This is a genomic window from Prosthecobacter sp., from assembly GCF_034366625.1.
GTDB lineage: Bacteria > Verrucomicrobiota > Verrucomicrobiia > Verrucomicrobiales > Verrucomicrobiaceae > Prosthecobacter.
In genome coordinates, this window is record NZ_JAXMIH010000005.1 from 227,707 (window position 1) to 253,507 (window position 25,801).

At 61.6% G+C, this 25,801-nt stretch carries 20 protein-coding genes; 15 read left to right on the top strand and 5 right to left on the bottom strand.

Going from position 1 to position 25,801, the window contains the following annotated elements; all coding sequences use genetic code 11:
* Positions 1-9: 9 nt before the first annotated feature.
* From U1A53_RS01950 to U1A53_RS01960, 3 genes are all read left to right on the top strand, one after another.
* Positions 10-2,352: a family 16 glycoside hydrolase gene (locus U1A53_RS01950; protein ID WP_322278672.1), complete on the top strand. Its 2,343-nt coding sequence runs from the start codon at positions 10-12 to the stop codon at positions 2,350-2,352.
* 179 nt (positions 2,353-2,531) lie between these two features.
* Positions 2,532-4,757: a PQQ-binding-like beta-propeller repeat protein gene (locus tag U1A53_RS01955; RefSeq protein WP_322278673.1), complete on the top strand. Its 2,226-nt coding sequence runs from the start codon at positions 2,532-2,534 to the stop codon at positions 4,755-4,757.
* A 90-nt stretch (positions 4,758-4,847) separates the two neighbouring features.
* Entirely contained in the window at positions 4,848-6,656 is a 1,809-nt protein-coding gene (locus U1A53_RS01960) for a PQQ-binding-like beta-propeller repeat protein (protein WP_322278674.1), read from the top strand.
* A gap of 31 nt (positions 6,657-6,687) precedes the next feature.
* Here U1A53_RS01960 and U1A53_RS01965 read toward each other — a convergent pair whose 3' ends face one another.
* Positions 6,688-7,059, bottom strand: a complete 372-nt coding sequence (locus U1A53_RS01965) for a VOC family protein (RefSeq protein ID WP_322278675.1) — start codon at positions 7,057-7,059, stop codon at positions 6,688-6,690.
* A 15-nt stretch (positions 7,060-7,074) separates the two neighbouring features.
* A complete protein-coding gene (locus tag U1A53_RS01970; RefSeq protein ID WP_322278676.1) occupies positions 7,075-7,668 on the bottom strand; it encodes a protein-S-isoprenylcysteine O-methyltransferase in 594 nt (197 codons plus the stop codon).
* 207 nt (positions 7,669-7,875) lie between these two features.
* Between U1A53_RS01970 and U1A53_RS01975 the strand changes: the two genes are divergently transcribed.
* From U1A53_RS01975 to U1A53_RS01995, 5 genes are all read left to right on the top strand, one after another.
* A complete protein-coding gene (locus U1A53_RS01975) occupies positions 7,876-8,427 on the top strand; it encodes a sigma-70 family RNA polymerase sigma factor (protein WP_322278677.1) in 552 nt (183 codons plus the stop codon).
* On the top strand, positions 8,424-9,416 hold the full coding sequence (locus tag U1A53_RS01980) for a hypothetical protein (RefSeq protein ID WP_322278678.1): 993 nt from the start codon (positions 8,424-8,426) through the stop codon (positions 9,414-9,416). The genes U1A53_RS01975 and U1A53_RS01980 overlap by 4 nt, the downstream gene beginning before the upstream one ends.
* A gap of 54 nt (positions 9,417-9,470) precedes the next feature.
* Positions 9,471-10,151: a hypothetical protein gene (locus U1A53_RS01985; protein WP_322278679.1), complete on the top strand. Its 681-nt coding sequence runs from the start codon at positions 9,471-9,473 to the stop codon at positions 10,149-10,151.
* Positions 10,152-10,172: 21 nt separating this feature from the next.
* Positions 10,173-11,888, top strand: a complete 1,716-nt coding sequence (locus tag U1A53_RS01990; RefSeq protein ID WP_322278680.1) for a hypothetical protein — start codon at positions 10,173-10,175, stop codon at positions 11,886-11,888.
* A 72-nt stretch (positions 11,889-11,960) separates the two neighbouring features.
* Entirely contained in the window at positions 11,961-12,944 is a 984-nt protein-coding gene (locus tag U1A53_RS01995; protein WP_322278681.1) for a carbon-nitrogen hydrolase family protein, read from the top strand.
* 22 nt (positions 12,945-12,966) lie between these two features.
* On the opposite strand, the gene U1A53_RS02000 is transcribed toward U1A53_RS01995, so the two are convergent.
* The 3 genes from U1A53_RS02000 to U1A53_RS02010 form a co-directional block, all read right to left on the bottom strand.
* On the bottom strand, positions 12,967-14,328 hold the full coding sequence (locus U1A53_RS02000; protein ID WP_322278682.1) for a sulfatase-like hydrolase/transferase: 1,362 nt from the start codon (positions 14,326-14,328) through the stop codon (positions 12,967-12,969).
* 108 nt (positions 14,329-14,436) lie between these two features.
* Positions 14,437-16,416, bottom strand: coding sequence for a DUF1592 domain-containing protein (locus U1A53_RS02005; RefSeq protein WP_322278683.1), 1,980 nt, complete (start codon positions 16,414-16,416; stop codon positions 14,437-14,439).
* An 8-nt stretch (positions 16,417-16,424) separates the two neighbouring features.
* Positions 16,425-17,702, bottom strand: coding sequence for a DUF1552 domain-containing protein (locus tag U1A53_RS02010; RefSeq protein WP_322278684.1), 1,278 nt, complete (start codon positions 17,700-17,702; stop codon positions 16,425-16,427).
* Positions 17,703-17,916: 214 nt separating this feature from the next.
* Between U1A53_RS02010 and U1A53_RS02015 the strand changes: the two genes are divergently transcribed.
* The 7 genes from U1A53_RS02015 to U1A53_RS02045 all read left to right on the top strand — a co-directional run bounded on the left by U1A53_RS02015 (position 17,917) and on the right by U1A53_RS02045 (position 25,770).
* Complete coding sequence (locus tag U1A53_RS02015) at positions 17,917-19,104, top strand: amidohydrolase family protein (RefSeq protein WP_322278685.1); 1,188 nt, start codon at positions 17,917-17,919, stop codon at positions 19,102-19,104.
* 71 nt (positions 19,105-19,175) lie between these two features.
* The gene (locus U1A53_RS02020) at positions 19,176-20,135 is read left to right on the top strand and encodes an alpha/beta hydrolase (protein ID WP_322278686.1); all 960 of its coding nucleotides are present in this window, start codon (positions 19,176-19,178) and stop codon (positions 20,133-20,135) included.
* A 114-nt stretch (positions 20,136-20,249) separates the two neighbouring features.
* A complete protein-coding gene (locus U1A53_RS02025) occupies positions 20,250-21,035 on the top strand; it encodes a hypothetical protein (RefSeq protein WP_322278687.1) in 786 nt (261 codons plus the stop codon).
* Between the two features lie 27 nt (positions 21,036-21,062).
* Entirely contained in the window at positions 21,063-22,889 is a 1,827-nt protein-coding gene (locus tag U1A53_RS02030; protein ID WP_322278688.1) for a fumarate reductase/succinate dehydrogenase flavoprotein subunit, read from the top strand.
* Positions 22,889-23,656 (top strand): succinate dehydrogenase/fumarate reductase iron-sulfur subunit, encoded by a 768-nt coding sequence (locus U1A53_RS02035; RefSeq protein ID WP_322278689.1) that lies wholly within the window; start codon positions 22,889-22,891, stop codon positions 23,654-23,656. The genes U1A53_RS02030 and U1A53_RS02035 overlap by 1 nt, the downstream gene beginning before the upstream one ends.
* Complete coding sequence (locus tag U1A53_RS02040; protein WP_322278690.1) at positions 23,649-24,140, top strand: hypothetical protein; 492 nt, start codon at positions 23,649-23,651, stop codon at positions 24,138-24,140. The genes U1A53_RS02035 and U1A53_RS02040 overlap by 8 nt, the downstream gene beginning before the upstream one ends.
* A 283-nt stretch (positions 24,141-24,423) precedes the next feature.
* Complete coding sequence (locus tag U1A53_RS02045; protein WP_322278691.1) at positions 24,424-25,770, top strand: polysaccharide deacetylase family protein; 1,347 nt, start codon at positions 24,424-24,426, stop codon at positions 25,768-25,770.
* The last annotated feature ends 31 nt before the right edge of the window (positions 25,771-25,801 follow it).

Here is a 25,801-nt window from a genome sequence, read left to right on the forward strand (position 1 = left end):
CCCATCCCGATGTCTCCCGACGAACAACCCACCATCCCGACCGCGCGGCCGAACAGCTCGCACCCATCGTCATCCGGCATGTGGCAGGCGCCGGAGGTGGAGGAATTGCAGGCCATGCTGCCGCAGTACGAGATCATCGAGATTCTCGGTCGTGGCGGCATGGGCGCGGTGTACAAGGCGCGGCAGAAGTCGCTGAAGCGGCTGGTGGCGATCAAGATCCTGCCGCTGGGCGCGGCGGATGATGAGATGCAGTTCATCGAGCGCTTCCAGAACGAGGCGCAGACGATGGCGGCGATGAACCACCCAGCCATCGTGAGCGTGTATGACTTTGGCGAGACGCCGGACGGCCTGCTCTACTTCATCATGGAGTTCGTCGATGGCACGGACGTGCAGAAGATGATCCGCGCCAGCGGGAAACTCTCCGGTGACTATGCGCTGGCCATCACCGCGCACGTTTGCGATGCCCTGCACTACGCGCATTCGCGTGGCGTCATCCACCGCGACATCAAACCCGCGAACATCCTCATCGATCAGGAAGGACACGTCAAAGTGGCGGACTTCGGCCTGGCGAAGATGCATGATCCCTCGCAGACCAGCGGCCTCACGCGCACGAACATGGCGATGGGCACGCCCGATTACATCGCGCCCGAGGTGCTCTCGCCCGGTACGGTGGTGGATCATCGCGCGGACATTTATGCAGTGGGCGTGATGCTCTATCAGATGCTCACCGGCGAGGTGCCGCGCGGCATGTTCAAGCTGCCCTCCAAGAAAGGCATCGACAGTGATCCGCGCTTTGACGCGATCATTGGCAAGGCGATGGAGACCGATCGCGAGGAGCGCTACCAGAGCGCGATGGATGTGCGCCGCGCGCTTGATGTGATCCTGACAACGCCACAATCAAAGGACGACGGGTCAGGCGTGGTGTCGGTGCAGGAGCTTCCGTCCCGCCCTGCGAAGCCGGTGGCCAGAGGGCCTGGACAACCGGGCACAGGGAGCCGCTCGGTGGCGGCGCAGCCAGCCGGTGCTCACGCCAAAGTCGTGCGTGCAAAGAAACCCGCCAGTCCGTGGCTCACCATTGGCGGCATCGTCGCGGTGATCGCCATCGCGGCAGTGATCATGTCGGGGATGCGTGGCAAATCGCCCGCTACGAAAAGTGTGACCGCGCAGGCGGCATCCCAACCACCGGGCCAGTCATCTTCCGCCAAAGGCCGCACCATGGATCTCCTCGCGCTGGTGGATGTAAAGCGCGACGCACTCGTGGGTGAATGGACGCGCACCGCCAGCACGGTCTCGGTCGCGCGCCCGACGGGCGCGTCAGTGCTGCAACTGCCCTATCAAGTGCCGGAGGAATACGACTTCGAGATGGAATTCACGCCCGACGATGCCGGAGCGAACGTGAACCAGTATCTCTCCGCAGCCGGGCACTCGTTTGCCTGGAAACTCAATGCCCACAGCCGGACTCCGCCGCTTTACGGTCTCGATCTGCTCGATGGCAAGTTCTGCAGCCAGTTCGACGAGGCCGCCGTTCGAACCAGCACCGCCATCGAGCCCGGCCGCCGTTACCGCTCGACCGTTGAAGTGCGGCGCGACGGCCTGCGCGCTTTGCTGGATGGCAAAGAGCTGCTGAAATGGACCGGCGACTTCAAGCGCCTGAGCATGGAGGCCATCATGCGTCTGCGCGACGAGCAGCATCTCGGCATTGGCTCGTGGAATCGCGCCGTCACCTTCCACAAGATCGAGGTGCGCGAAGTCACCGGCACGGGAAAGATCGAAGGCAGCGCAACGGTCGCCGCGACAGAAGCTCTGTTCGACGGCCGCACTTTCACCGGATGGAAGACCACCAACGACTCCGCGCCCGAGGCGAGCTGGCGCGTGGAGGCGGGCACGCTGCTGAGTTCCACCAAGTCCGTGCTGCGCACCATCGAGGAACTGGGCGACTGCGAACTCGACTTCGAATGGCGTGTCGGAGCGGGTGGGAATGGTGGTGTCTTTTATCATGTGGTCGGTGATCCCCTGGCCGCACCCGAAATGCAACTGTGCGACCCGGCATTTTCTGGAAATACCCCCTCAGGAGGTCTCTTCGCCGTGGTGCAGCCACTGACAGATGCCTCCAAGCCACTCGGCGAATGGAACACGGCACGCCTCGTGATCAGCGGTTCACACCGCGAGCACTGGATCAACGGCCAGAAAGTCTGCGCCTACGACGCATCTGACGCCGGCTTCCTCGCCACGCTGGGCGCATCCAAGTTTGCCGGCAAGCCGCAGTTTGGCACGGGCGTCCGTGGTGCGCTCGCGCTGCAAAACAACGGCGGCGAAGTCGCCTACCGCAATCTGCGCATCCAGAGGCGCTGAAGAGCACGGCTGCCCGTGGCAGGATGCTCTGTTTCGAAACGCTGCATTTTTGCCACAAATATACGGAGTGACGGTTACATGATTGCCGTTGCGCCGATCAACGCCATCCCCACTTCAGTAAATGCATCATGTCCCTGAGTTCCGGCGTTGTAGTCGCTGGCTGAAGATGCCGTGACACCATGAAGACACTCTCACTGCTCTTGCTCGGTCTGATTGGTGCAACGTTTGCCAGCGCGGATGACTGGCCGCAGTGGCGGGGGGCGCAACGTGATGGGGTGTGGCGGGAGACGGGAATCGTGGAGCGCATTCCTGACGCTGGGCTTGCAGTGAAGTGGCAGGTGAAGGTGGGCAATGGCTACTCCGCGCCGAGCGTTGCGCAGGGGCGCGTGTTCATCACGGATCGGGTGTTTGATCCTGAACTGGAGCGCGTGCTCTGCTTGGATGAAGCGACGGGAAAGCAGCTCTGGATGCACAGCTACAGCGTCGATTACAAGGACATGGAATATAGCAACGGTCCGCGTGCCGCGCCGACGGTGCAGGATGGCAAGGTCTATACGCTGGGCACTCGCGGGCATCTGTTTTGTCTCGATGCGGCAACGGGCGCGGTGGTGTGGAGCAAGGTGCTGGAGAAGGATTTCAACGCGCCAGTTCCGACTTATGGCGTGAGCGCCGCGCCGTTGGTGGTGGGCGATCTGCTCATCGTGTGCGCGGGCGGTGCGCCGGAGGCGAGCGTAGTGGCGCTGGATCGCAAGACGGGCGAGCTGCGCTGGAAGGCGCTGCCGGATCGCGTGGCTTACAGCGCGCCCATCGTGATCAAAGCAGGCGGCTGCGAGCAGCTCATCGTGTGGACGGCGGACTCGATCACGAGCTTCGATGCACCGAGCGGCAAGGTTCACTGGCAGGTGGAATGGAAGGCGACGTTTTCTCCCGCGCAGATGGTCGCGACGCCCGTGTGGCACAACGACCTGCTGTTCTGCATGGGCGCGTGGGGTCGCGGCTCGAAGATGCTCAAGCTCGATGCAACGAAGCCTGCGGCATCGGTGCTGTGGGAGACGCGAAAAGATCCCACCACCACCCATACGACGCCGTTGTTCCAGAACGACGGACACATTTACGCGATCCTCGGCGACGGCAGCCTGGCGTGTCTCGATCCGGCGACTGGCAACAAAGTGTGGTCCACGCAGGAGCCGACGGGCAAACGCATGGGCAACGCGCATCTGGTGCGCAACGGTGATCGTGTTTTTCTCTTCAATCACAGCGGTCATCTCATTCTCGCGCGGCTCACGCCGAAGGGCTACGAGGAACGCGGGCGATGTCTGCTCGTGGAGCCGACCGCCGGTTATCGAGCGCAGGGAGCGCTGACGTGGGCGCATCCGGCATACGCGAACAAGTGTGTCTTCGCGCGCAATGATCGCGAACTGGTGTGCGTGTCGCTCGCCGCCGATCAAAACGCAGCGATTGCGGCAGCGCAGCCGTCCGTGAAGTCGCGCACGCCAGCGGGCTTCTCCACCGGTTGTGTGACGGTTGCGTTTTCATCGGATGGCAAAGCACTCGCTGCGGGCGGCAGTTGGGCCGAGGGCACCAAGGCCATCGAACTCGCGACGGGAAAGGCATTGCCCGCACCGCCGCCGCTCAAGGATTTCCTCTGCTCCGTCACTTACTCACCCGATGGCAGATGGCTCGTCGCCGCAGGCGGCAGCGAATTCACTCCCGCGCGCAACGGCGGCAAGACCACCGGCCAGATCAAGCTTTTCGACATCGCTGCTGGCAAAGAACACGGCGAACTCAAAGGCCACACGGACAAGGTCTTCACCGCCGCGTTCGCGCCTGACAGCAAGACCCTCGCGACCGGTGCTGCCGACAACACCGTGCGGCTCTGGGACATCGCGACGATGAAGGAGCGCCTTGTTTTGCAAGGCCACACCGGAGCTGTGATGTCCGTCGCGTTTTCACCCGATGGCAAGACGCTGGCATCCTCGAGCGCGGATCACACGGTGAAGCTGTGGGACACATCAAACGGCAAACAGCTCGCCACGCTCAAAGGCCACGAAGACGAAGTCCGCGCCGTCGCCTTCGCGCCCGATGGCAAAACCCTCGCCACCGGCAGCACCGACAAAACCGTGCGCTTGTGGGATGCGGCCACGCAAAAAGAACGCGCCGAGCTGCGAGGTCATCGCGGCAGCATCAACGGCCTCGCCTTCTCACCCGATGGCAAGACCCTGGCCACCGGCAGCTCTGACGAAACCATCAAGCTCTGGGATGTCGCCAACGCGAAGGAACAAGCAACTCTGCGCGGCCATCGCAGCAGCGTCACCGCCATCGCCTTCTCGCTTGATGCACGCACGCTCGCCAGCGCCGGCATGGATGATGCCGTGCGGCTTTGGGATCTGACTCGGGACAAATAGATTTCGCACACCATGCTCTTTTCATTCGCCGCAGATCGAGGAAGCGAGCGTTAAATCGCCACCAAACCCGTTTAACCATCACCAACACCCATGAACACACACACGCCCCTCCGCCTTCTCATCACCTGCTGCCTCACACTCTCCGCGCTCGCCGCCGACTGGCCGCAGTGGCGTGGACCGAACCGCGACGGCTGCAGCACCGAGACCGGGCTGCTCAAGCAATGGCCCGACGGCGGGCCGAAGGTCGTCTGGCAGGTGGACTCCGTCGGTGTCGGCTATTCATCGGTCGCCATCAAGGGCGACCGCATCTTCACACAGGGCGATCTCGACGGCGTCGAGCACATCATGTGCCTCAACGCGAAGGACGGCTCCACCATTTGGGCCGTGCAGCCTGAACCGGTCAAGCAAGCACTCGCCGACAAGCTGGCGGAGCTGAAAGCGACGATGGACCGTGACAGCGACGGCACGGTGGACGAGGTCGAGGCGCTGACGCGGCTCAGGTCGGACTACTACACCTATGAAAAGCCGGCCGACGGCGACGTGCAGGCGATTGCGACGGCGCGCGCAGATCGCATGTTCAAGAAGCTCGACAAGGATGCCGACGGCATTCTCAGCGCCGGCGAAGCGGGTGTGGTGTTGCGCGACATGCTCGGCAAGATGGATGCACCCACGCCCGGCACCGACCCGGCCGCGATGGCGCAGCAGCGCACGGAGGTGTTGATGAAGGCCGCCGACAAGGATGCCGATGGCAAGCTCAGCGCCGCCGAACGGCGCGGCACGGCAATCGACAACTGGCCCAAGCGCGTGGACAGCGACAAGGACGACATATTTTCGCGTGAAGAAATCGAAGCCCACGTGAAGAGGGTCGAACCGGGCTACGACGGTGCGGTATCGCGCGTGGAAGCCATCGCCTTCTTCTCCACCAAACAACCCGGCGGTGACGGCATTCTCAGCGACATCGAACTGCGCGGTTACTACGGCGGTTATCGCAACAACCAGGGCGACGGCCCGCGCGGCACACCCGCGCTCGACGGCGACAAGCTCTATACTGAAGGCGGCAATGGGGACGTGACCTGCCTCGACGCCGCGACCGGCAAGACGCTGTGGAACGTCAATCTTGTCACCGACCTCGGCGGTGGCCGGCCCGGCTGGGGCTACAGCGAATCGCCGCTCCTCTACAATGACTGGGTCATCGTCACGCCCGGTGGCAAACAAGGCACCGTCGCCGCGCTCGACAAAAACACCGGCAAAGTGGTGTGGCGTTCGACCGACGTTGTTGAAGGCGCGCAATATTCCTCGCCCATCATCGCCACGCTCGGTGGCGTGAAGCAGATCGTGCAGTTCACCAACAAGACTGTCTTCGGCATTGACGCCAGCAACGGTAAATTTTTGTGGAACTACAGCAACGCCAGCAACGGCACCGCCAACTGCACCACGCCTGTCGCGTTCAGCGATCACGTCTTCGCCTCCAGCGCCTACGGCACCGGCGGCGGGCTGGTGAAAATTTCGCCGAGCGAAGCGGGGCAGAAGGCCGACGAAGTTTACTTCGAGAACAAGATGGCCAACCACCACGGCGGCATCGTGCGCGTGGGCGACTTCATGTATGGCTTCGGCAACGGCGGGCTGATCTGCATGGATTTCCTCACCGGCAAGATCGCGTGGACCGACCGCAGCGTCGGCAAAGGCTCGCTCACTTACGCCGACGGCATGCTCTACCTGCTCGGCGAAAGTCACCAGATGGCGCTGGCCGAAGCGACGCCCGAAGCCTATCGCGAGCACGGGCGTTTCAATCTCGAAAAGTTCGGCCGCCCAAGCTGGGCGCACCCGGTGGTCGCCGGCGGCCGGCTTTACATCCGCAACCAGCACCGGCTGACGTGCCATGACATCAAGGCGCAATAGAGAGAATTGGATGAAAACCCAGCAGTGATCGTCATTGCTTGGGCAAGCGATGCCCGATCATGAGGCGATGGCCGTCTGAGGTTCGTAGAGCGAACTCACGCATCATCCAGGGCTTGTCCTCAATTTCGGTGAGAACATCGGCGCCTTTGGCTTTGAGATCGTGGTAGTAGCTGTCGGCGTCGGCCACCACGAGATAGGCGAAGTAGTTGTGGCAGCCCAGTTCGCCTGGAGGCATGTCGTTCGGGCACTCACCCAGCATGATCATGCAATGGTCCTTCTCGACGAAGATCCAGCCCGGCGGTTCGGCAGCCACGCGAAAGCCGAGCATCTGCACATAGAAATCCGCCGACTTGCGCGCATCGTGAACCGCGAGGACGTAATGGTTTTGCAGAATCGGTGACATGTCAGCGTGGCGCGGTCAGCGTGACTTCAATTTGGGGATCAGCCTGCCCGTCCTCTGGCAATACTGTTCATACTCGCTGCCAAACTCCTCCAGCATCATCCGCTCCTCCGTCTTCACCCGCAGAAAATAGAGCGCCGCGAATGGCAGCAGGCCCGAGAAACCCGCCACATAGTTCGGCAGGATCATCGCCTGCGCGGTCACCAGCAGCCAGAGCGACGAATACATCGGATGTCGCACGTGCCGGTAGATGCCCTCAGTCACCAGCCGGTGATCTTCCCGAATCTCCAGCGTTGGCGACCAGTTGCCACCGAGATCCCGGTGCGACTTCCAGAACACCCAATCTCCAGCCACCAGCAGGACGACGCCCGTCACGCCCACCCACAACGGGATGGCGTAGTCGGCGAAGGAAAGCAGCGGCGTGAACACATAAAACAGCGGAACCAGGAATCCGCCGCCGCCCACCGTCAAAAACAGCGCGGTGTCAGCCCTGTTCTTGCGGTCCGAGCGAATCTTGAGCCGCTGATGATTCTTGATGTGCGGCGCGCGGATGACGAAATTGGCGAGCCAATATCCCAGGAAGTAAACGAGCTTGGCAGTGAACGGTTCCATGCGGCCTAAAATCTTGGCAGGGACAAATGGAATGGCAACAATTTAACGCCCGACCACCAGCCACATCGGCCTCCAGACTCATGCGTGCCTGCACCGATGACCGGGCCGTTGCTTCTTCAACGGCAGGTTTCTCATGACGTTCGGAAAATAGTTCGTTAAATCCGCAAGCTGTCGGCAGCGATAGAGTGACGACGTATCACTCCGATCATGGAAGCCGACAATGCCACCGCAACATCGCACGACCCGAACGAGGGGTTTCTGCGGTTGTGGACGCATCATGAACCTGAGTTACGTGCGTTTGTGCGCGCTTGCCTGCCGCGTGCGGCGGAGGTGGATGAGGTGATGCAGGATGTGAGTCTGGCTGCATGGCGGAAATTTTCCGCGCTCACGGATCACACGCAGTTTCCGCGCTGGGCCTGTTTGATTGCCCGCTACGAGATTCTGTTGGCCCGCCGCCGCCATGCGCGCGACCGGCTGGTGCTGGATGAGGACATCATGGAGAAGCTCGCCGAGGAAGGCGCGGAGGAAATGTCGGTGCGCCATCAGCAGCTCAATGCCTTGGATGAATGCGTCGCGAAGCTTCCGCGCGAGCGCCGTGAACTGGCGCTGGCGGCCTATGCGCCGGAGACTTCGATGAAGAAACTCGCGGCGCAGTTGGGCCGCACGGAAGGCTCACTCTATCAATGGCTCGCCCGCATCCGGCAGGAACTGCTGCGGTGCGTCGAGCGCACCCTCGCGCAGGAGGCGCACACATCATGACTCAGGACGAACTCGATCTGCTCCACGGCTATCTCAATGGCACCCTCGGCGAGGCGGACTTCGCTCGATTGCAATCCCTCCTCCGTGAAAACGCGGAGGCCAGGCGGATGCTTCGCGATCTCTCCACCGTGGACGCAAAGTTGCAGGAACTCGCCGCCGTCAATCCCGCGACCTTGCGACTGCTGGCAGCACCTGTCGCCCGCCCGATGCAAATTGGTCATCGCTCGACATGGCTTTCATGGCGTCCGCTCACTGCTGCGGCAGCGGGATTGGTCATCGGGTTGTTTAGCGCGACGTTTGTTTGGGCCGTGACTTCGCCGCGCTTGATGGCGACGGCTTCGCGGGTGTTTGCGCTGGTGGATGGGAGTTTTGAAAAGCAGCCTGGGCATGTAGCGGCGGGATTTCCACTCGAAGCCGGTGTTTGGAGCGGCGATGAAGCTGAAATTGTCAGCAGCGCTGGCGGGAAGAACATGGAGGGGCGGCAAGTGCTGCGCTTCATTCGCGCGGGCGGCGAGGCAACCACTCCGAACAGTCCAGCGGGGGCATGCGATGTCTATCAGATCGTGGACCTGCGGCCTTTGCGCAGCAAACTGAAAGCCGCGGGTGAATCGATGCTGGAGTTGTCGGTGGAATTCCTCGACGCGCGAACGGTGCCGGGCACACCAGTGGTCTTTGCCTGCCACATCTATCTTTTCGAAGGTTCGGCGGAGTCTTTGCACACCGCGTGGCCGCCGACGGCGCGCGACACACTCGGTGTTGGTGCCAACTATATCCTCAGCAGCGGCGGCGCTGATGCCGGAGCATGGCGCAAGGTCACAGCGCGATGTGTGTTGACGCCCCAGGTTGACCTCGCGGTGGTGAAACTCAGCGCAGGGCGCGGCGACCGGCTCGACGGCCCGGTGCCTGAACTGGGCAGCCAATTCGCCGATGATGTTAATCTCATCCTCAAGACCCAGCCGGTGCTGCCCGTGCGCATTGTCCAACATTGAGACCGCGCCGATCTCAACCACTTCCCAATTCCCATGACCAACACACTTCATCTCATGAACCGAATGTTAAAAGCACTCGCGCTGACCGCGAGCCTCATCGTCACCCACGCAGCACAGGCCGAACTCCATGACCGGGGCGGCGGTCTTCTGTATGATGACGTGCTCGATGTCACCTGGCTCCAGGATGCGAACTATGCGAAGACCAGCGGCCAACATCCCACCGGCAAGATGAGCTACGCGGAGGCCAGCAAGTGGGTGAGCTCGCTCGTCTATCATGACCCCGTGCGAAACGTGGACCACACCGGCTGGCGGCTGCCAAAAGTGGAGCCGGTGTCGGGCGACATCTTCAATCACGAGTTCCGGCTCGATGGCAGCACCGACGAGGGCTACAACATCACCAGCACGCGCTCTGAGTTCTCCTACATGTATTATGTGAACCTCGAGCTGGATGGCTGGTGGACAAAAGATGGTCAGCACCCGAAGACCTTCGGCGTGATGAAAAGCTGGACCGCCGTATGGAGCGGTCAGGCCGACCTTGGCCGCGTGAAGAATCTGCAAACCGACGGCTACTACTGCGCCTCACCAGGGAAGCCGTATCCATCGCCCGCCGTGTGGATCTTCACCACGTCCGAGGGCAATCAACGCGATGGTTTGCGCCGCCCTGACGCTGGATTCGTCTGGGCCGTGCATGACGGCGACATCGCTGCGGGAGTCAAAAAGCCCGCCACCAAGTAACCTTTCCAGCCTCTCATTCCGATGAAAACGAATCCTCTCTATCTTCTCGCGTTCAGCGCGCTGCTCCTCACCAGCACCACCACACACGCTGCGCTCCATGACATGGGCGGCGGTCTTCTTTATGACGACGTGATGGATGTCACATGGCTTCAAGATGCCGACTACGCGCGCACCAGCGGCTTCAAACCCAATGGCAAGATGCCCTTTGCCGACGCGGTCAAATGGGCCAGCGAACTCGTGTATCACGACCCCGTGCGTAACAAGGACATCACCGGCTGGCGGCTGCCGAAAGTCGGCCCCGTCGCCGGCGACAAAATCAATGGCCGCTTCTGTTTCGATGGCAGCAGCGATGAAGGCTACGGCATCACCAGCCCGCGCTCCGAGCTGGCCTATATGTTCTATGTGAATCTCGGACTCAAAGGCTACTACTCGGCCAAAGGTGATATTCAGGCCACCGACTGCGGCGCTGCGGGCAACGGCAAATCCGGCTTCACCGCCGATGTTGGATTGGTGAAGAACTTCAAATCGCACATCTACTGGAGTGGCACCTCCGTGGAGCCCTACACTGACCGCAATGCGTGGATCTTCGACACCACCTTTGGCTACCAAAATTTCTACAACAAGAACGACATGCTCAGCCCGTGGCCGGTGCATGATGGCAACGTCGCCGGAGTGGCCCCAAAGGTTTCGGACAAGTCCGCCGCCGTGCGACCCACGATCACCATCGTCAGCGCACCTGCTGGCGCGGCGTTCGACACTTACAAGGACAGCATCGCTGACGTTCAGGTGGAACTCCCGCTCGATACCTCCGTCACCGCCGAAGACAAGGAACGCATGAAAACAGCCATCGGCGATGTCGTGAAAACACCCGGCCTCATCGCCTTCTGGATCTTCGGTGAAAACCCCGGCACCCCACGCCAGTCCATCATCGCCAGCGCCCCGCTGCCGTTGGAGGAAGTCGGCGGCCACATCACGCGCGTCAAAGGCGGTGCATTCTCTGGCTCCGCGGTGCAGTTTGATGGCAAGCACTACTTCCTCCTGCCTCGCGCGAAGATTGGCGCGCTCGACATCAGTGGCAAAGACGCGCAGGTCAGCATGTTCGCCGTCGTGAAGCTCGATGAAATCGGCAAGTGGGGAGGCACCATCGCCGGCATCTGGAGCGAAGGCCACGGAGCCAACGACGACACCGGCACGCGCCAGTATGCCATGCTCTACAACATGCCCACTTACGGCGGCCTGCGCCAGCTCACGCCGCACATTTCCGCCGAAGGCGGCGTCACTCGTCGCGCCGATGGCAGCGCCCTGCCGTGGTGTGTCGATTACGCCGCACCGCGCAGCGAGATCCCCGTCGGCCAATGGGTCACGCTCGGCTTCACCTACGATGGCAAATACATCCGCGCCTACCAGAATGGCATCATGGAAGAACGCACAGTCGATGCCGTGAAAGACAAACGCGACGATCCCTACTACACCACCGAAGGCCCCGATGGTGGCCATCGCGGCATCAACCCCTACTATCACGGGCGCGGCATCTTCCGCTACGACGCCGGGCAGCACGCCAAGTCCAAACCCAAAGGCCCCGCCGACTTCACCGTGGGTGCCCGCTACGCTGGTGGCAGCATGTTAGGCGAAGCCCTCAAAGGCCAGATGGCCGGCCTCGCCGTCTTCAACCGCGCCCTCACCGACGAGGAGTTGAAACGCCTTCACGACGCCGCGCATTTGGAACTGCTGAAGTAACCAACAGGGATGGTTCATGGACGCGTCTGCACGCACGAGGACGCATCCTCGAAGCGTTAACTGCACATGCTCATGGACACGATCTTCACCCGGCGGCTGTTTTGCATCGACGCGTGGCCGTGCCACCGTATCAGCCGGTTCGTCGCCGTGTGGCTCGGTGTTGCTTTGCTGCCAGGCGCAGCGGTGGCGCAGTCCGTGAAGGAGAAGGCCGATGCCGCCGCATCATCAGGCCGGACGATCCGGGCCGCTGCCATCTCGTTTGTGCCGGTGAAGTTTGACCTCGCGGGAAATGCAGACCGTTTGGAGAAGGCCTTCCGGGCGGCCCGTGAGGGCGGCGCGAAGATTGCCGTGGCACCGGAAGGCGTGCTGGAGGGCTATGTGGTGAATGAGATCATCGCAGGCAAGGCGAAGCCGGAGGCGATGAAGGACGTGGCGGTGACGATGGATGATCCGGTCATCCGCCGGTTTCAATTGCTGGCGCGCGAGTTGGAGATGTGCCTGGTGTTCGGCTTCGCGGAGCGCATTGCGGACGAGGTTTTCAATTGCGCGGTGTTCATCGATGACGCGGGACGTATCTGCGGGAAACATCACAAGATGCAGCTCGCCGAAGGCAGCCATCCGGACTGGTGGTTCAACCGGCTGGGAGAGCACAGCCGTGCGTTCGACACGCCCTATGGCCGCTGCGGCATCGTCATCTGCAACGAACGCTGGAACCCGCAACTAGCCCGCATCCTCGCGCTCGATGGCGCGCGCTTCCTGTTGATCCCCTCCTACGGCTCCAAATCAAAATCGCAGGATGACGCGGTGCTGCTGCTGGGCCGCGAGAACGGCGTCCCTGTGGTGGAGGCGAACGTGGGCGTGACGCTGCTCGTCAACGACGGCCGCATCACCGTCGTGGATCGCAATGATGAAGGCATCACCTTCGGCGACATCGTGATTCCTCCCGCCGTGGCGGCCAAACCCGACGAGCGAAACTGCGTGGAGCGCGAATTTTTCCTCTGGCGCGAGCAGGAGATGAAGGTGCGGTATGAGAAGACCGTGGACCAAGGCGGGTGAGGTAAAGCGAGCAGAGTCGAGTTCAATCCTTCTTCGGCTTGCCTTCGTCTCCGCCTGCCTTGCGGCGGTTGGCGATGAACTCCGCCGGCGGCTCTTTCGGCAGCGAGGCTTTCCAGGCATCGAGTTGGGCGCTGAGTTTTGTCACGAGGCCGGGATGCTCCATTGCCACGTTGGTTGCTTCGCCCCGGTCGTCGGCGATGTGATACAGTTCGCGGCGTTCCGCATCGTCGGTGAGCAGTTTCCAATCGCCGTCACGCACGGCCCAGCGCGGCCAGCATTCCTGCGGGCGAACGGTCCCGGTCCAGTTCCAGAAGATGGGCTTGGTGCGTTTGACCTCCTTGCCCTGCCACGCGGCGAACATGTTCTCGCCATCCGGCTGATAATCGGCGGGCAATTTCACGCCCACGGCCGCACACAAGGTCGGCAGCAGGTCTGTCGCGCTAAGTGACGTGGTTTTGTCCACGCGTCCCGCAGGCACCTGGCCGGGCCAGCGGACGATAAAGGGCGTGCTCACACCGCCTTCGTGCAGGCTGCGCTTGCGGCCTTTTTTGCCACCGGTCTCGCCGATGGAATAAAAGCCGCCGTAGCCGCCGCCCATCTCCTTCATGGTCGCGTGGCTGTTCTCGGGGCCGTTGTCGCTGGAGAAGATGACGATGGTGTTCTGTTCGAGTCCGAGTTCCTTCAGCGCTGCGAGCAGCTTGCCCACGCCGCGATCCGCATCAGTCGCGACGGCGGCGTAGATGCGCTGGCGTTCGTCGAGATGCTGGTTCGCCTCCAGCGATTCGGGCGACGGATGATGCGCGAGGTGCGTCTCGTGAATCCACACGTTCAGATAGAAGCGATCCGCGCTATGACGGCGCAGAAATTTCACCGCCTCGTCGCAGTCCTCGTGCGATGGGATCACCGTTTCGATTGCGGGGTTCACCTTGCTGTGAAATGCGAACTCATCCACGCCATACGCCGCTGGCAGGGGTGCCTCGCGCGCCTGGGCGGTGCAGAGATGCCACTTGCCCACATGACCGGTGACGTAGCCCGCACCCTTGAGCAGGCGCGGCAGCATCACGGCCTTCGGATCGAGCCAGTCCACCTGGCGGGCTTCCTCGTTCTTGTTGATCCCGCCGATGGCGGTGAGGATGCCGAAGCGCGCGGGAAATTGTCCCGTCATGAAACCCGCGCGGCTCGGCGAGCACACCGGACTGGTCGTGTTGAACTGATGAAAGTCTGTCCCTTCGCGCGCCAGCCCGTCAATGTTCGGCGTCTTGATGAACGTGCTGCCGTGACATGAGAGGTCGCCCCAGCCGAGGTCGTCGGCGAGAATGAAAACGATGTTGGGCAGTTTCGCTTCGGCACCCGACGCCCGACCGCACAAAACACACAGGGACATGAGGGCGACGACGAGGAATCGGAAGCAAACGTGGGATGACGGCATTGTTGTTTTCATGCTGAGTGGTTCGGATGAGTTTGAAATGGAAGTGCGCGACTCCCTCCCGGTTCAACGTGCCGTCGCGGCACCCTGTCGTGTATTGCGAAACGGATGTGATTTCGCGATCTCGACGATGAGCGTCGAGAACCGGTAATCGTTGTTTTGCAGGGCGCTGACGATGCGGGCAGTGGCTGGCTCGTCATACCACTCCAGTTTCCTGCCGAGGGCGTATGTGAGCAGGTGCTCGGTGAGGCAGCGTGCGAACTCGTCCTTGCAACGGAGCACCTCGGCCTTCAATCCGATGGTGCCTTGAATCGTCGTGCCGTCCTTGAGCGTGCCGGTCGCATCAACGGGCACGGTGCCATCGCGCTCCCGCCAGCGGCCGATGGCGTCGATGTTTTCCATGGCAAAGCCGATGGGATCCATGCGTTGATGGCAGGCCGCGCAGTTCGCGTTTGCGCGATGCTGTTCCAGCTTCTCGCGAAGAGTCAGCGTGGCATTGGGATCGTTCTCTTCTTTGAGCGGTTCGACGTTGGCAGGCGGTGGCGGCGGTGGATCGCCCAAGATGGCTTCCAACATCCATTTGCCGCGCTTGACGGGACTTGAACGTGTTGGTGTGGACGTGACGGCACCGACCGCGGCCATGGTCATGACGCCTCCGCGACGCGCTTCCGGCATAGTGGTCGCCTTCCAGAACGCGAATCCTTCGTACTTGTTCGGCGACCGCTTGATCAGCCCGTAGAATTCCGCGAGGTAGCCGTTGATGTAGGTCGTGTCGGAATTGACCAGATCGAGAATGCTGCGGTCCTGGATGATGACGGAATCGAAGAAGATGATCGCCTCGGTGCGCATGGCACCGGCGAGGAATCGCTTGTAGAACGCGGGGAACAGCGTGGGGTCTGGCGTGACGGTCTGGATATTTTCAATCTGCAACCATTGCGGCGCGAAGTGCTCGGCTAGCGCTTCGACTTTCGGATCGCGCAGCATGCGGCGGACTTGTTGTTCGAGTACGGCTGGGTCGGACAATTTGCCCTCGCTGGCGAGACGGAACAGTTCCGTGTCGGGCAAGCTGCTCCACAGGAAATACGAGATGCGGCTGGCCAGCTCATAGTCGTTGATCGGCCCGACATTCTGAGTCGCTTTTTGCGCAACTCCTTGCTCGACACGATAAAGAAAGTCGGGCGTCACGAGCATCGCCTGCACCGGTACCTTCATCGCCTTGTCGAAGGGCTCGCCCTTGGCGCGTGCGAGGAGAAAAAGCTCGACCAAGGGCTGCACATCTTCGTCGGTGACCGGACGGCGAAACGCGCGTGCAGTCAGCCGCATCAAGTTTTCCCGCGCGACCTGTTCGTCGCTCTTGCCTTCACCCGGTTGAATCTTCACCACCGTGAGCCGAGCCCGGCTATCGGCCATGACGTTATCCACGACCAGCCCGGCAACATCAAAATAGGCCTCCATCAAGTGCGGCGGCAGGGTCAGCACATCGCCGATGTTGTCGAAGCCGTAATCCACTTCGTCCGGCGGGAGGTTCCACGGCAGGTTCAAGGTGCGCTTGCTGTATTCGACTCCCTCCGCGGGAACGCTTTTGCCCGGCGCAACGAAGTAAGTCCAGGTGCGCTTCATGCCCAGCGAGAAGAGGTCGCGCACGGTCTTCGCGTATTCGTAGCGGTTCAGTCGGCGCAGGACGACCTTGCCCGGATCGGTCTGGTCGCCAGCGTCGAGCGTTGCGTCATTTCGCGTGGTTTCGATCCAGGCAATGATGCGCTGGCGTTCGGCGTCGGTCGGCTGCGCCTTTTGCTTTTTGGGCGGCATCTTCGCCTCATGCAACTGGGTCAGCACTTGAGTGGCGAGCTTGCGGCTGTCGTGAACGCGTTGCGGATTCTGCAAATACTCCAGACGGAAAGCAGTCTCGGTGTCCGCGTCGTGGCAGTCGGCGCAGTATTGGTCGAGCAATGGGCGGACCTCTTTCGCAAAGACCGCCGCTGCGTCGCCTGCATGCGATGCCAATGGCGCGGCTAACACGACAACGATGAGCAGCAGACGATTCATCACGCTCATCATGTTAGGCCGGGCAGGCGCCCGGTGCTGTCGCTCACCCGGTCGAGCGGCACGTCCATCCGGTCGAGCATCGACAAGAGCAAATTCGAGAAGGGTGTGCCAGCAGGGTGGCGGACATGGCGTCCGGGAGCCAGCGTGCCGCCGGCGCGGCCAGCGAGCACCACCGGGATGTCGATGCGGCTGTGTTTGTTGGGATAACTCAGGCCGCTGGCGTAGCAGACCATGCAATTGTCCAGCAGCGTGCCCTCGCCATCGCGCGTCGCCTTCATCTTGCTCAGCAGATACTCGAAGTGCTCGATGTAGAATTGATCGACCTTCTGCAGCTTCGCCTCCTGCGCCTTGCCTTCGTCGGTGAGCGGATTGTAGTGCGAGAGCGCGTGGTGCCCTTCGGGAATGCCGAGCTGCGGGAACGCGTGGTCGTCGCTCTCGTTCGCGAACATGAACGTGCTCACGCGCGTGACATCGCTTTGCAGCGCCACCACCAGCAGGTCGCACATCAGCCGGAGATGCTCGCTGAAGTCGCCCGGCACGCCTTCGGGCAATGCCATTTTCGGCGCGACCGCCACCGCATGCCGTTCCGCCGCAGCGATGCGCTGCTCGATGGAGTGAATGGATTCGAGATATTCACCGAGCTTGTCGCGATCCTGCGCGCCGAGGCGCGATTGCAACCGGCGCGCGCTGCCGAGCACGTAATCGAGAGTGCTGCGGCGATACGCATCGCCGCTCGGATCGCCAAACAGCCGCGCGAAAACCTGCCGTGGCCGAAACTCGCGCCCCATCGGCATGGCCGGCCCGCGCCACGAGACGTTGCTGACGTGCATGCGGCTCGAGTTGGCGTCGCAGCCCAGTTCGAGCGACGGCAGCCGGGTCAGATCGCCCAATTTTTTCGCCGCCACCTGGTCCACCGAAATACCCGTGGCATAAGTCGCACGGTCACGCTGTCCAATCGGTGCCGTGCTGAGCAAAGTGGAGGATGCCATGTCGTGCTCGTTGCTCGCCCGGTCTTCGCGGCGGTGATCCAGCCCGCTGATCACCAGCATGTCGTCCTTGAACGCCTTCAGCGTGCTCAACGTCGGCGACATCTCGTAATCCGCGCCCTCACCTTTCGGCGTCCAATACGGCACCGCCACGCCGGTGGAAGCATAGACGAAGACCATGCGGCACGGCGGCTTCGCCGCAGCCGCGAAAGCGCGCGGCGCCTGCATGGCTTCGAGCAACGGCAGCGCGAGCGCCGCGCCCGTGCCTCTCAGCATTTCGCGTCGTGAGATGGGTTTCATAGGTTCATAGGGGACGAAGCCAGGGGGATGGCGGGTTGGTGCAACGCACCGGCCAGTCCATGCCAAACGGCATTCACCCCGCCTCTAACGCGGTTCATCTCCGCTTATTTCCCTGATTGCGCCCAGAAATGGGTCATGAATAGCGGGTTGTCCCCACGACCTCGCCATTTGACAACACCGCCATCGTTGACCCGTTATCCTCACCCCTCCCGCCATGAAGCCACTCATCATCCACAACATCAACGCCATCTTGCCGGACAAGCTGTTGTCGAATGCACGAGTGGTCGTGCGTGAGGGGCGCATCGCGGAGATCAGCGCGGCGTCGAAGTCTATGCCGAAGGATGCGGAGGTGGTGGATGGGATGGGTGGTTATCTGTCACCAGGGTTTGTCGATGTGCATGTGCATGGCGGCGGCGGCGGTGACTTCATGGACGGCACGACGGAGGCGGCGCGGGTGGCCTGCCAGACGCACTTTCGCCATGGCACGACGACAATTTTTCCCACCACGACCACGGGAACACCGACGGAGATTCATGCGATGATCAAGGCGTGCCAGACGATTGGCAAGGAGGCTACGGCTGGTGGACTGCCGCGCATTCCGGGGATTCATCTCTACGGGCCGTTCTTCGCGGCGGACAAGGTGGGCGCGCATCCCGCTGCGGGTCGTCGCGATCCCACGCCGGAAGAATTCCGCGCGTATTTCAAGACCGGCTTCATCCGCATCGCCACCTGCGCGGCGGAGCTGCGTGGCGCGGCGGCGTTTTATCAGATGGCGCGGAAAGAGGGCTGCTTCATCACTTGTGGGCACTCGAATGCCTCGTGGTCGGAGATGGACCGAGCGTTTCGCGATGGCATGCGGCATGTGGACCATTTCTGGTGTGCGATGAGCGATGTGAGCTCCGTGCGCGCACGCCTGGGCACACCGATGCAGGGCAGCATGGAAGAATACGTGCTCTTCAACACTGACATGAGCACCGAGGTCATTGCCGACGGCCAGCATCTCGCGCCCGAGCTGCTGCTGTTCGCGTATCGCATGATCGGACCGAAGCGTTTGTTTTTGGTGACGGACTCCAGCCGTGCGGTGGACATGCCCATTGGCAGCTACAAGATCGGCAACATTCACACCGGCAACGACATCACGCACGATGGCAAGGTCAGCCGCACGGCCACGGGACTCGGCAGCAGTTCAGTGGGCATGGATCACATGGTACGCACGATGAAGGCCAGCAGCGGAGCGCCGCTTTGGGAAGTGATCCGCATGGCCAGTCTCACACCCGCAGAGCGTCTCGGCATCGACAAAGAAGTCGGCAGCCTGAAGGCCGGCAAGCGCGCCGACCTCGTGCTGTTTTCCAAGACGCTGCGAGTGAAACAGGTGTGGCTGGGCGACAATTCGCCGCTGTAATCGGGCCATTCCTGGCCCGAAGCCGATGACTCGGGGCAGGAATGCCCCGAATACGGCCGTTATTCCTCGCCATGAATGCCATCGCCCGGTCGCGTCACCTGTTCACGGCACTACTGCTCTCCGCAGTCGCACAGGCACAGCCCGTGAAAGAAACCGTGATCTACAAGAAGGCAGACGGCATGGAGGTCAAACTCGATGTCTTCCACGATGGCACCACAAAACCAAGACCAGCGGTGGTGTGGATTCACGGCGGCGGGGTGATCAACGGACATCGTGAACAACTCAGCGGGCAGGTGCGCGACTTTGCGTTCGCCAACGGCTATGTGCTCGTATCGCTTGATTATCGTCTGGCACCGGAGTCGAAGCTGCCTGCGGTCGTCAGTGACATCGAGGATGCGTTTCATTGGATGCGCGGTGAGGGTGCGACGCGCTTCGGCATTGATCCAAATCGTATCGCCGTCAGCGGCGGCTCGGCGGGCGGTTTTATCACGTTGATCGCGGGTTTTCGTGTGCAGCCCGCGCCGCGTGTGTTGCTGTCGTTCTGGGGTTACGGCGAGATTCTTACCGACTGGGCGACGAAACCGAGTCCGCATCCGCGTCACAACGCGAAGAAAATCACGGATGAAGAGTTCGCCAAGCAACTTGGCGGACCACCGGTGTCCGATTCGCGACTGCGCAAAGGCGATGGCGGCCTGATTTACATTCACGGTCGTCAAACGGGCAAGTGGGGCGAGATGCTCTCGGGTGTCGATCCGTTGCGCGAGCCGGAAAAGATCACGCCGTACCTGCCTCTGAAGAATGTCAGCCCAAAGTATCCGGCGACGACGCTGATTCACGGCACGGTGGACACCGATGTGCCCTTCGAGCAATCGCAGCTCATGGCGCGTGAGTTCGAGAAGCACGGCGTCCCCTTTCAACTGCACGCGATCAAGAACGGCGAGCATGGTCTCGGCGGCGGCGATCCTGAGGAGATCAAAGAGGCGTATCGAAAAGCATTCGATTTCGTGAAACACCATCTCGAGCTGCCTTGAGCAAGACCAGTTCGTTCTTCATGGAACTCAGATCGCTTTAAAAATAAGCTTGTCAGAAAATTGGCGGCCCGCTATTCCAGAGGGTGATCAAGGCGGAATTCCAAGGAACTGTCTATGGCCAACCCACCCGCGACCACTCAACAACGCCCTTTCGGGGCGACCATGCGGCGTGATGCCTGGTGGGCTCAGCCGCTGCTCGTCTTCACAGGGTTGAGTGCGTTCATTGTTTACTCGACCTGGGCGGCCTTTCAGGGCGCGCACTATCATTCGGGGCCGTATCTCTCGCCGTTTTATTCGCCCGAACTTTTCGGCGACTCGCCGCACAGTTGGTTTGGGCCAAAGCCGGGCTGGTGGCCAGCGTGGCTGCCGTTCTCGCCCGCGCTGCTGATTCTCTGGGCGCCGGCGGGATTCCGCATGACGTGCTACTACTATCGCGGGGCCTACTACAAGGCGTTCTGGGCTGATCCCGTCGCCTGCACGGTGGGCGAGCCGCGCAAGAGCTACCTGGGCGAGAACTCCTTCCCGCTCATTATGCAGAACGTGCATCGTTACTTCATGTATCTCGCGCTGATCTTCCTCAGCCTGCTCGCGCATGATGTGTGGAAGGCGCTATGGTTCGCGGACGGGTTCGGCATCGGGGTGGGAACCATCGTTCTCTCGGTGAATGTGGTGATGCTCTCCGGCTACTCATTTGGCTGCCATTCGCTGCGCCATCTCATCGGTGGGTTCCTCGATGAACCATCCAAAGCGCCGCTGTGCGAGAAGGCCTGGCACTGCGTGGGCTGCTTTAACCGTCGCCACATGATGTGGGCGTGGATGAGCTTGTTTTCCGTGATGTTTTCCGACCTTTATGTCCGCCTATGCTCGATGGGCATCTGGACGGACTGGCGATTGATCTGAAACTGCAACTCCATCCGACCCAACCACATGGCCGACTACCAGACCCACGAACACGACGTGCTGATCATCGGTGCGGGAGGCGCGGGACTGCGTGCGGCCATCGAAGCATCGACGGCGGGCGTGAAGGTGGGCTTGATTTGCAAGTCGTTGCTCGGCAAGGCGCACACGGTGATGGCCGAGGGCGGCATCGCGGCGGCGCTGGCGAATGTCGATGATCGCGACAACTGGCGGGTCCATTTTTCCGACACGATGCGCGGCGGGCAATACGTGAACAACTGGCGCATGGCGGAGATTCACGCGAAAGAGGCACCTGACCGCGTGCGCGAACTGGAGGCCTGGGGCGCGGTGTTTGATCGCACGCCGGATGGCCGCATCCTTCAGCGCAATTTCGGCGGGCACAAGTATCCGCGCCTGGCGCATGTGGGTGATCGCACGGGGCTGGAGCTGATCCGTACCCTGCAAGACCACGGCATTCATCAGGGCATCGACGTTCACATGGAACACACGGTGGTGACGCTGCTCAAGGATGGAGAGCGCGTCGTCGGTGCGCTGGCGTATGAGAGGGAGCGGGGACGCTTCAAGGTGTTCAAGGCAAAGGCGGTGGTGCTTGCCACCGGCGGCCTGGGACGCGCCTACAAGATCACGAGCAACAGTTGGGAAGGCACCGGCGATGGCGTGGGACTGGGCTACGACGCGGGTGCGGAACTGATCGACATGGAGTTCGTGCAGTTCCATCCCACCGGCATGGTCTGGCCGCCGAGCGTGGTGGGCATTCTCGTCACCGAAGGCGTGCGCGGCGAGGGCGGTATCCTGACGAACAATCAAGGCAAGCGCTTCATGTTCGACTCGATCCCCGACAACTACAAAGCGCAGACGGCCGACAACGCCGAGGAAGGCTGGCGCTACTGCCAGGGCGACAAGAATGCGCGCCGTCCGCCCGAGCTGCTCACGCGCGATCATGTGGCGCGCTGCATCGTGCGCGAAATCAAAGAGGGCCGTGGCAGCCCGCACGGCGGCGTGTTTCTCGACATCGCATGGATCAAAGAAAAAATCGCGGACTCTGCCGCGCACATTCAGCGCAAGTTGCCGAGCATGTATCACCAGTTCAAGCAACTGGCCGACATCGACATCACCCAGGAGCCGATGGAGGTCGGCCCCACCACGCATTACGCCATGGGCGGTATTCGCGTGGATGCCGACACACAGATGTCCAACGTGCCCGGCCTGTTCGCCGCGGGCGAATGCGCCGCCGGCATCAACGGCGCGAACCGTCTCGGCGGAAACTCGTTGTCCGACATCATCGTGTTCGGCAAACGGGCCGGTGAGTTCGCCGCAAAGTATGTGAAGGAGCACGGTGCCGGACAGGTGAACAACGATCAGATCGATGAAGCTGTGCGTCGCTCGCTGGAGCCGTTCGAGCGTGGTGCAACCAAGGGCGGCGGCGCTGAAGGGCCGTATCAAGTGCAGGCCGAGTTGCAGGAGATGATGCAGGACCTCGTCGGCATCGTGCGCACCGAGGACGAGATGCAGCGCGCGCTGGACGGGCTTGGCAAGTTGTGGGAACGGGCGCGCAAGGTCGCAGTTTATGGTCATCGCGAATACAACCCCGGCTGGCACACGGCGATTGATTTGCACAACCTCATGACCGTGTCCGAAGCCATCACGCGCTCCGCCATCGAACGCAAGGAAAGCCGCGGCGCGCACTTCCGCGAGGACTACGAGAACAAGGACGCCGCTTTTGGCAAAGTGAACACGGTGGTCAGCAAAGCAGCAGACGGGACTATGCAGGTGCGCCGCGAGTCCATCCCTGAAATGCCAGAGCACCTCAAACAAGTCATCGAGGAAATGAAGTGATGAACACAGCCACCTTCAGCATTTATCGCGGCGACTCGAACGGCGGGAAGTTCGAGGACTACACAACCGAGGTGTCGGAAGGCATGGTGGTGCTGGACGCCGTGCACGGCATTCAGTCCGCGCAGGCCAATGACCTCGCCTGCCGCTGGAACTGCAAGGCCGGCAAGTGCGGCTCATGTTCCGCCGAGATCAACGGCATGCCCCGGCTCATGTGCATGACTCGCTTGAATTCGCTGCCGCTCGACAAGCCGGTCACGATTGAGCCGATCAAGGCATTTCCGCATGTGCGCGACCTCGTGACGGATGTGTCGTGGAACTTCGCCGCCAAGATGAAGATCAAGAAGTTCAAGCCACGTCCGCCCGATGCGCCCGACGGCTCCTGGCGCATGGCGCAGGGCGACATTGACCGCGTGCAGGAGTTCCGCAAATGCATCGAGTGCTTCCTCTGCCAGGATGTCTGCCACGTCCTGCGCGAGCACAACAAACATGAGGAATTCATCGGCCCGCGCCTGCTCGTTTACACCGCGGCGCTGGAGATGCACCCGCTCGACACCGAGGACCGTTTGCAGGACTTGAAGGACGCGTACGGCATCGGCTACTGCAACATCACCAAGTGCTGCACCAAGGTCTGCCCCGAGGACATCACCATCACCGACAACGCCATCATCCCGCTCAAGGAGCGCGTGGTGGATGAATTCTACGATCCATTGAAACGGGCGCTCAAGCTGTTGCGCCCCAAACCCAAACCGGAGAACGACCATGTTTGACCTCAAACCTCTTTCCAAAGAAGCCATCCCCGCAGCACTCGAAAAAGCCCTGCGCTACCGCCTGCTCAACGAGCCCGGTGAAGCCGAAAGCATCTGCCACGACGTGCTGCAGATCGACTCCGACAACCAGCAGGCGCTCACAACGCTGCTGCTGGCCCTCACCGACCGTTTCGGCAAAGGCTATGGCGTGGGAGCCGTGCAGCCCAAGGATGTCCTGCCGCGTCTGCGCAATCCCTATGAACAGGCCTACTATGCCGGTATCATCGCCGAGCGCCGCGCCAAGGCGCTGCTGCATCGCGGTGGCTCCGGGCCGGAAGCCTATGGTTTCCTGCGTGAAGCCATGAACAGTTATGAAAAAGCGGAAGCCATTCGCCCGCCGGGCAATGACGACGCGATCCTCCATTGGAATGCCTGTGCCCGCATCATCATGAGCAACAACCTCGCGCCGCGCGAAGAGGAAACCACGGGTTTGCAGTCGGAGTAGCCGGGGGAGTCTCTGTCATGCGCCGGGCCTGGGTTCTTCGAGTTTGTGGTGCCTATGGACAACCTCAGCCCGGCGGATATGGCGTTCTTGAAACGACCAAACGCCTCCTGCACTTGGTGGCGTAGCGTCGGCGCGAAGCCCATGCCAATCGACATTCCCACCGAAGCCAGGCGCTATCCCGATCTATGGGGCCCGCTGACCCTGGAGTAGTTGTTGGAGAGGTTGAAGAGAGAGAACCCGTACCAATTTCTAGTCCCTATCTCCGAGCTCCACCTGTCTCCTCATGAGAACTCTGTGCCTGTTTTTCCTCGTCACCACTGCCTTCGCGCAGTCAACTGAACTCGGTGGCGTGAAGATATTGCTGAATGGTCATCAAGGTCCTGCTGTCATCCAGGCGGAACGGCTGGAGAAGTTCAAGCTGCGTGTAGATGTGGACCCGAAGGGAGAGACGAAGCCATTGGCGGTTCGTGTCGAGCTACCCAATGCTGGCCCGAATGCCTGGCCCGCCACCGATGTGGAGGTGCGTGATGCGGGCGGCCATGCGCTGCTCGTTCAGCGCACGGGCATTGAGTGGTTCAAGATACTCGTCCCTCTGCCTGTGGGAGTGACGACTTGCTTCGTGCAGGCCGTGGAGCCGCCTGGAGGTTGGTCGAAGCCAACATCCGACAAAGATCGTGCGATCCAGGATAACGTCAGCGGCGTGAGCCTGCGCATTGCGAAATGGCACAACGGTCGATCCGCCGCACTGAGCATCCGCTTTGATGACTCGCATCCCACGCAGCTCACTAAAGCGGTGCCAATCCTGCGCGAGCATGGCTTTCGCGGCACCTTCATGATCAATCCAGGCGTATCTGAGCAAGGCAGCGGCCGCGTTTCCGATTTCGAGCAGCATCGCGCCGAATGGGAGGCGCTGGCGAAGCAGGGCGATCACGAATTCGCCAATCACTCCGCGCATCATCGTGGCGGCTTTGGCGATGAAGACATGGAGGCGGAGATCGGCGAGGCCGCGCAGGCGATTTGGAAACTGACGTCTGGCAAGAGCCGGCTCACGGCCTTGAACCTCGGCGGCGGCACGCGCTGGGACACCACGCGCACACTGCGCTACTACCTGGTCAGGTATCATCACTTCGACGCCTCCGAAAACAGTACCGGCATGGACGACAGCTATGGCAATCGAGTTGAAAACTTTCGCCGCATCCTCGACCAGCACATCCAGCGCGGCCTCTGGTGCCGCATTCATTACCACTATATCGGCGACGGGCTCAGCAGCACCGAGGCGAACTTCCGCGCGGGCCTCGACATCGCTAAACAACACGCCTCCGATCTGTGGATCGCCGGCATGGCCGACATCTACAAGTATCAAACCGCGCGCAATGCCGCGAAGCTCACGCTCCTCAAATCTGACGCGCAGCATCTCAGCTTCCAAATCACCTGCACGACTGATCCCGCGCTCTACGATCAGCCGTTGACGATCGAAGTGGCTACGCCGCCGACATGGGATCGGCAAAAGGTGGTCGTCAAGGACGCGCAGGGTGCCGTCATCACCGCAAGGCTTGGCAAAGTGGATGGAGCCGATGTCTTGCGCTTCGATGTGTCGCCACACGAGGGCTCATTCGTGATCAATGAGTAGTGCGGGCTTTCTAGCCTGCCTTCCGAGCGCC

Excerpts from the sequence above, each read along its gene's own strand:
- U1A53_RS01980 (WP_322278678.1), top strand. The coding sequence starts at position 8,424 with ATGACTCAGGACGAACTCGATCTGCTCCACGGCTATCTCAATGGCACC.
- U1A53_RS02040 (WP_322278690.1), top strand. The coding sequence starts at position 23,649 with ATGTTTGACCTCAAACCTCTTTCCAAAGAAGCCATCCCCGCAGCACTC.
- U1A53_RS01955 (WP_322278673.1), top strand. The coding sequence starts at position 2,532 with ATGAAGACACTCTCACTGCTCTTGCTCGGTCTGATTGGTGCAACGTTT.
- U1A53_RS02005 (WP_322278683.1), bottom strand. The coding sequence starts at position 16,416 with ATGAATCGTCTGCTGCTCATCGTTGTCGTGTTAGCCGCGCCATTGGCA.
- U1A53_RS02035 (WP_322278689.1), top strand. The coding sequence starts at position 22,889 with ATGAACACAGCCACCTTCAGCATTTATCGCGGCGACTCGAACGGCGGG.
- U1A53_RS01960 (WP_322278674.1), top strand. The coding sequence starts at position 4,848 with ATGAACACACACACGCCCCTCCGCCTTCTCATCACCTGCTGCCTCACA.
- U1A53_RS01975 (WP_322278677.1), top strand. The coding sequence starts at position 7,876 with ATGGAAGCCGACAATGCCACCGCAACATCGCACGACCCGAACGAGGGG.
- U1A53_RS01965 (WP_322278675.1), bottom strand. The coding sequence starts at position 7,059 with ATGTCACCGATTCTGCAAAACCATTACGTCCTCGCGGTTCACGATGCG.
- U1A53_RS01970 (WP_322278676.1), bottom strand. The coding sequence starts at position 7,668 with ATGGAACCGTTCACTGCCAAGCTCGTTTACTTCCTGGGATATTGGCTC.
- U1A53_RS01995 (WP_322278681.1), top strand. The coding sequence starts at position 11,961 with ATGGACACGATCTTCACCCGGCGGCTGTTTTGCATCGACGCGTGGCCG.
- U1A53_RS02000 (WP_322278682.1), bottom strand. The coding sequence starts at position 14,328 with ATGTCCCTGTGTGTTTTGTGCGGTCGGGCGTCGGGTGCCGAAGCGAAA.
- U1A53_RS01990 (WP_322278680.1), top strand. The coding sequence starts at position 10,173 with ATGAAAACGAATCCTCTCTATCTTCTCGCGTTCAGCGCGCTGCTCCTC.
- U1A53_RS01985 (WP_322278679.1), top strand. The coding sequence starts at position 9,471 with ATGAACCGAATGTTAAAAGCACTCGCGCTGACCGCGAGCCTCATCGTC.
- U1A53_RS02020 (WP_322278686.1), top strand. The coding sequence starts at position 19,176 with ATGAATGCCATCGCCCGGTCGCGTCACCTGTTCACGGCACTACTGCTC.
- U1A53_RS01950 (WP_322278672.1), top strand. The coding sequence starts at position 10 with ATGTCTCCCGACGAACAACCCACCATCCCGACCGCGCGGCCGAACAGC.
- U1A53_RS02030 (WP_322278688.1), top strand. The coding sequence starts at position 21,063 with ATGGCCGACTACCAGACCCACGAACACGACGTGCTGATCATCGGTGCG.
- U1A53_RS02015 (WP_322278685.1), top strand. The coding sequence starts at position 17,917 with ATGAAGCCACTCATCATCCACAACATCAACGCCATCTTGCCGGACAAG.
- U1A53_RS02025 (WP_322278687.1), top strand. The coding sequence starts at position 20,250 with ATGGCCAACCCACCCGCGACCACTCAACAACGCCCTTTCGGGGCGACC.
- U1A53_RS02010 (WP_322278684.1), bottom strand. The coding sequence starts at position 17,702 with ATGAAACCCATCTCACGACGCGAAATGCTGAGAGGCACGGGCGCGGCG.
- U1A53_RS02045 (WP_322278691.1), top strand. The coding sequence starts at position 24,424 with ATGAGAACTCTGTGCCTGTTTTTCCTCGTCACCACTGCCTTCGCGCAG.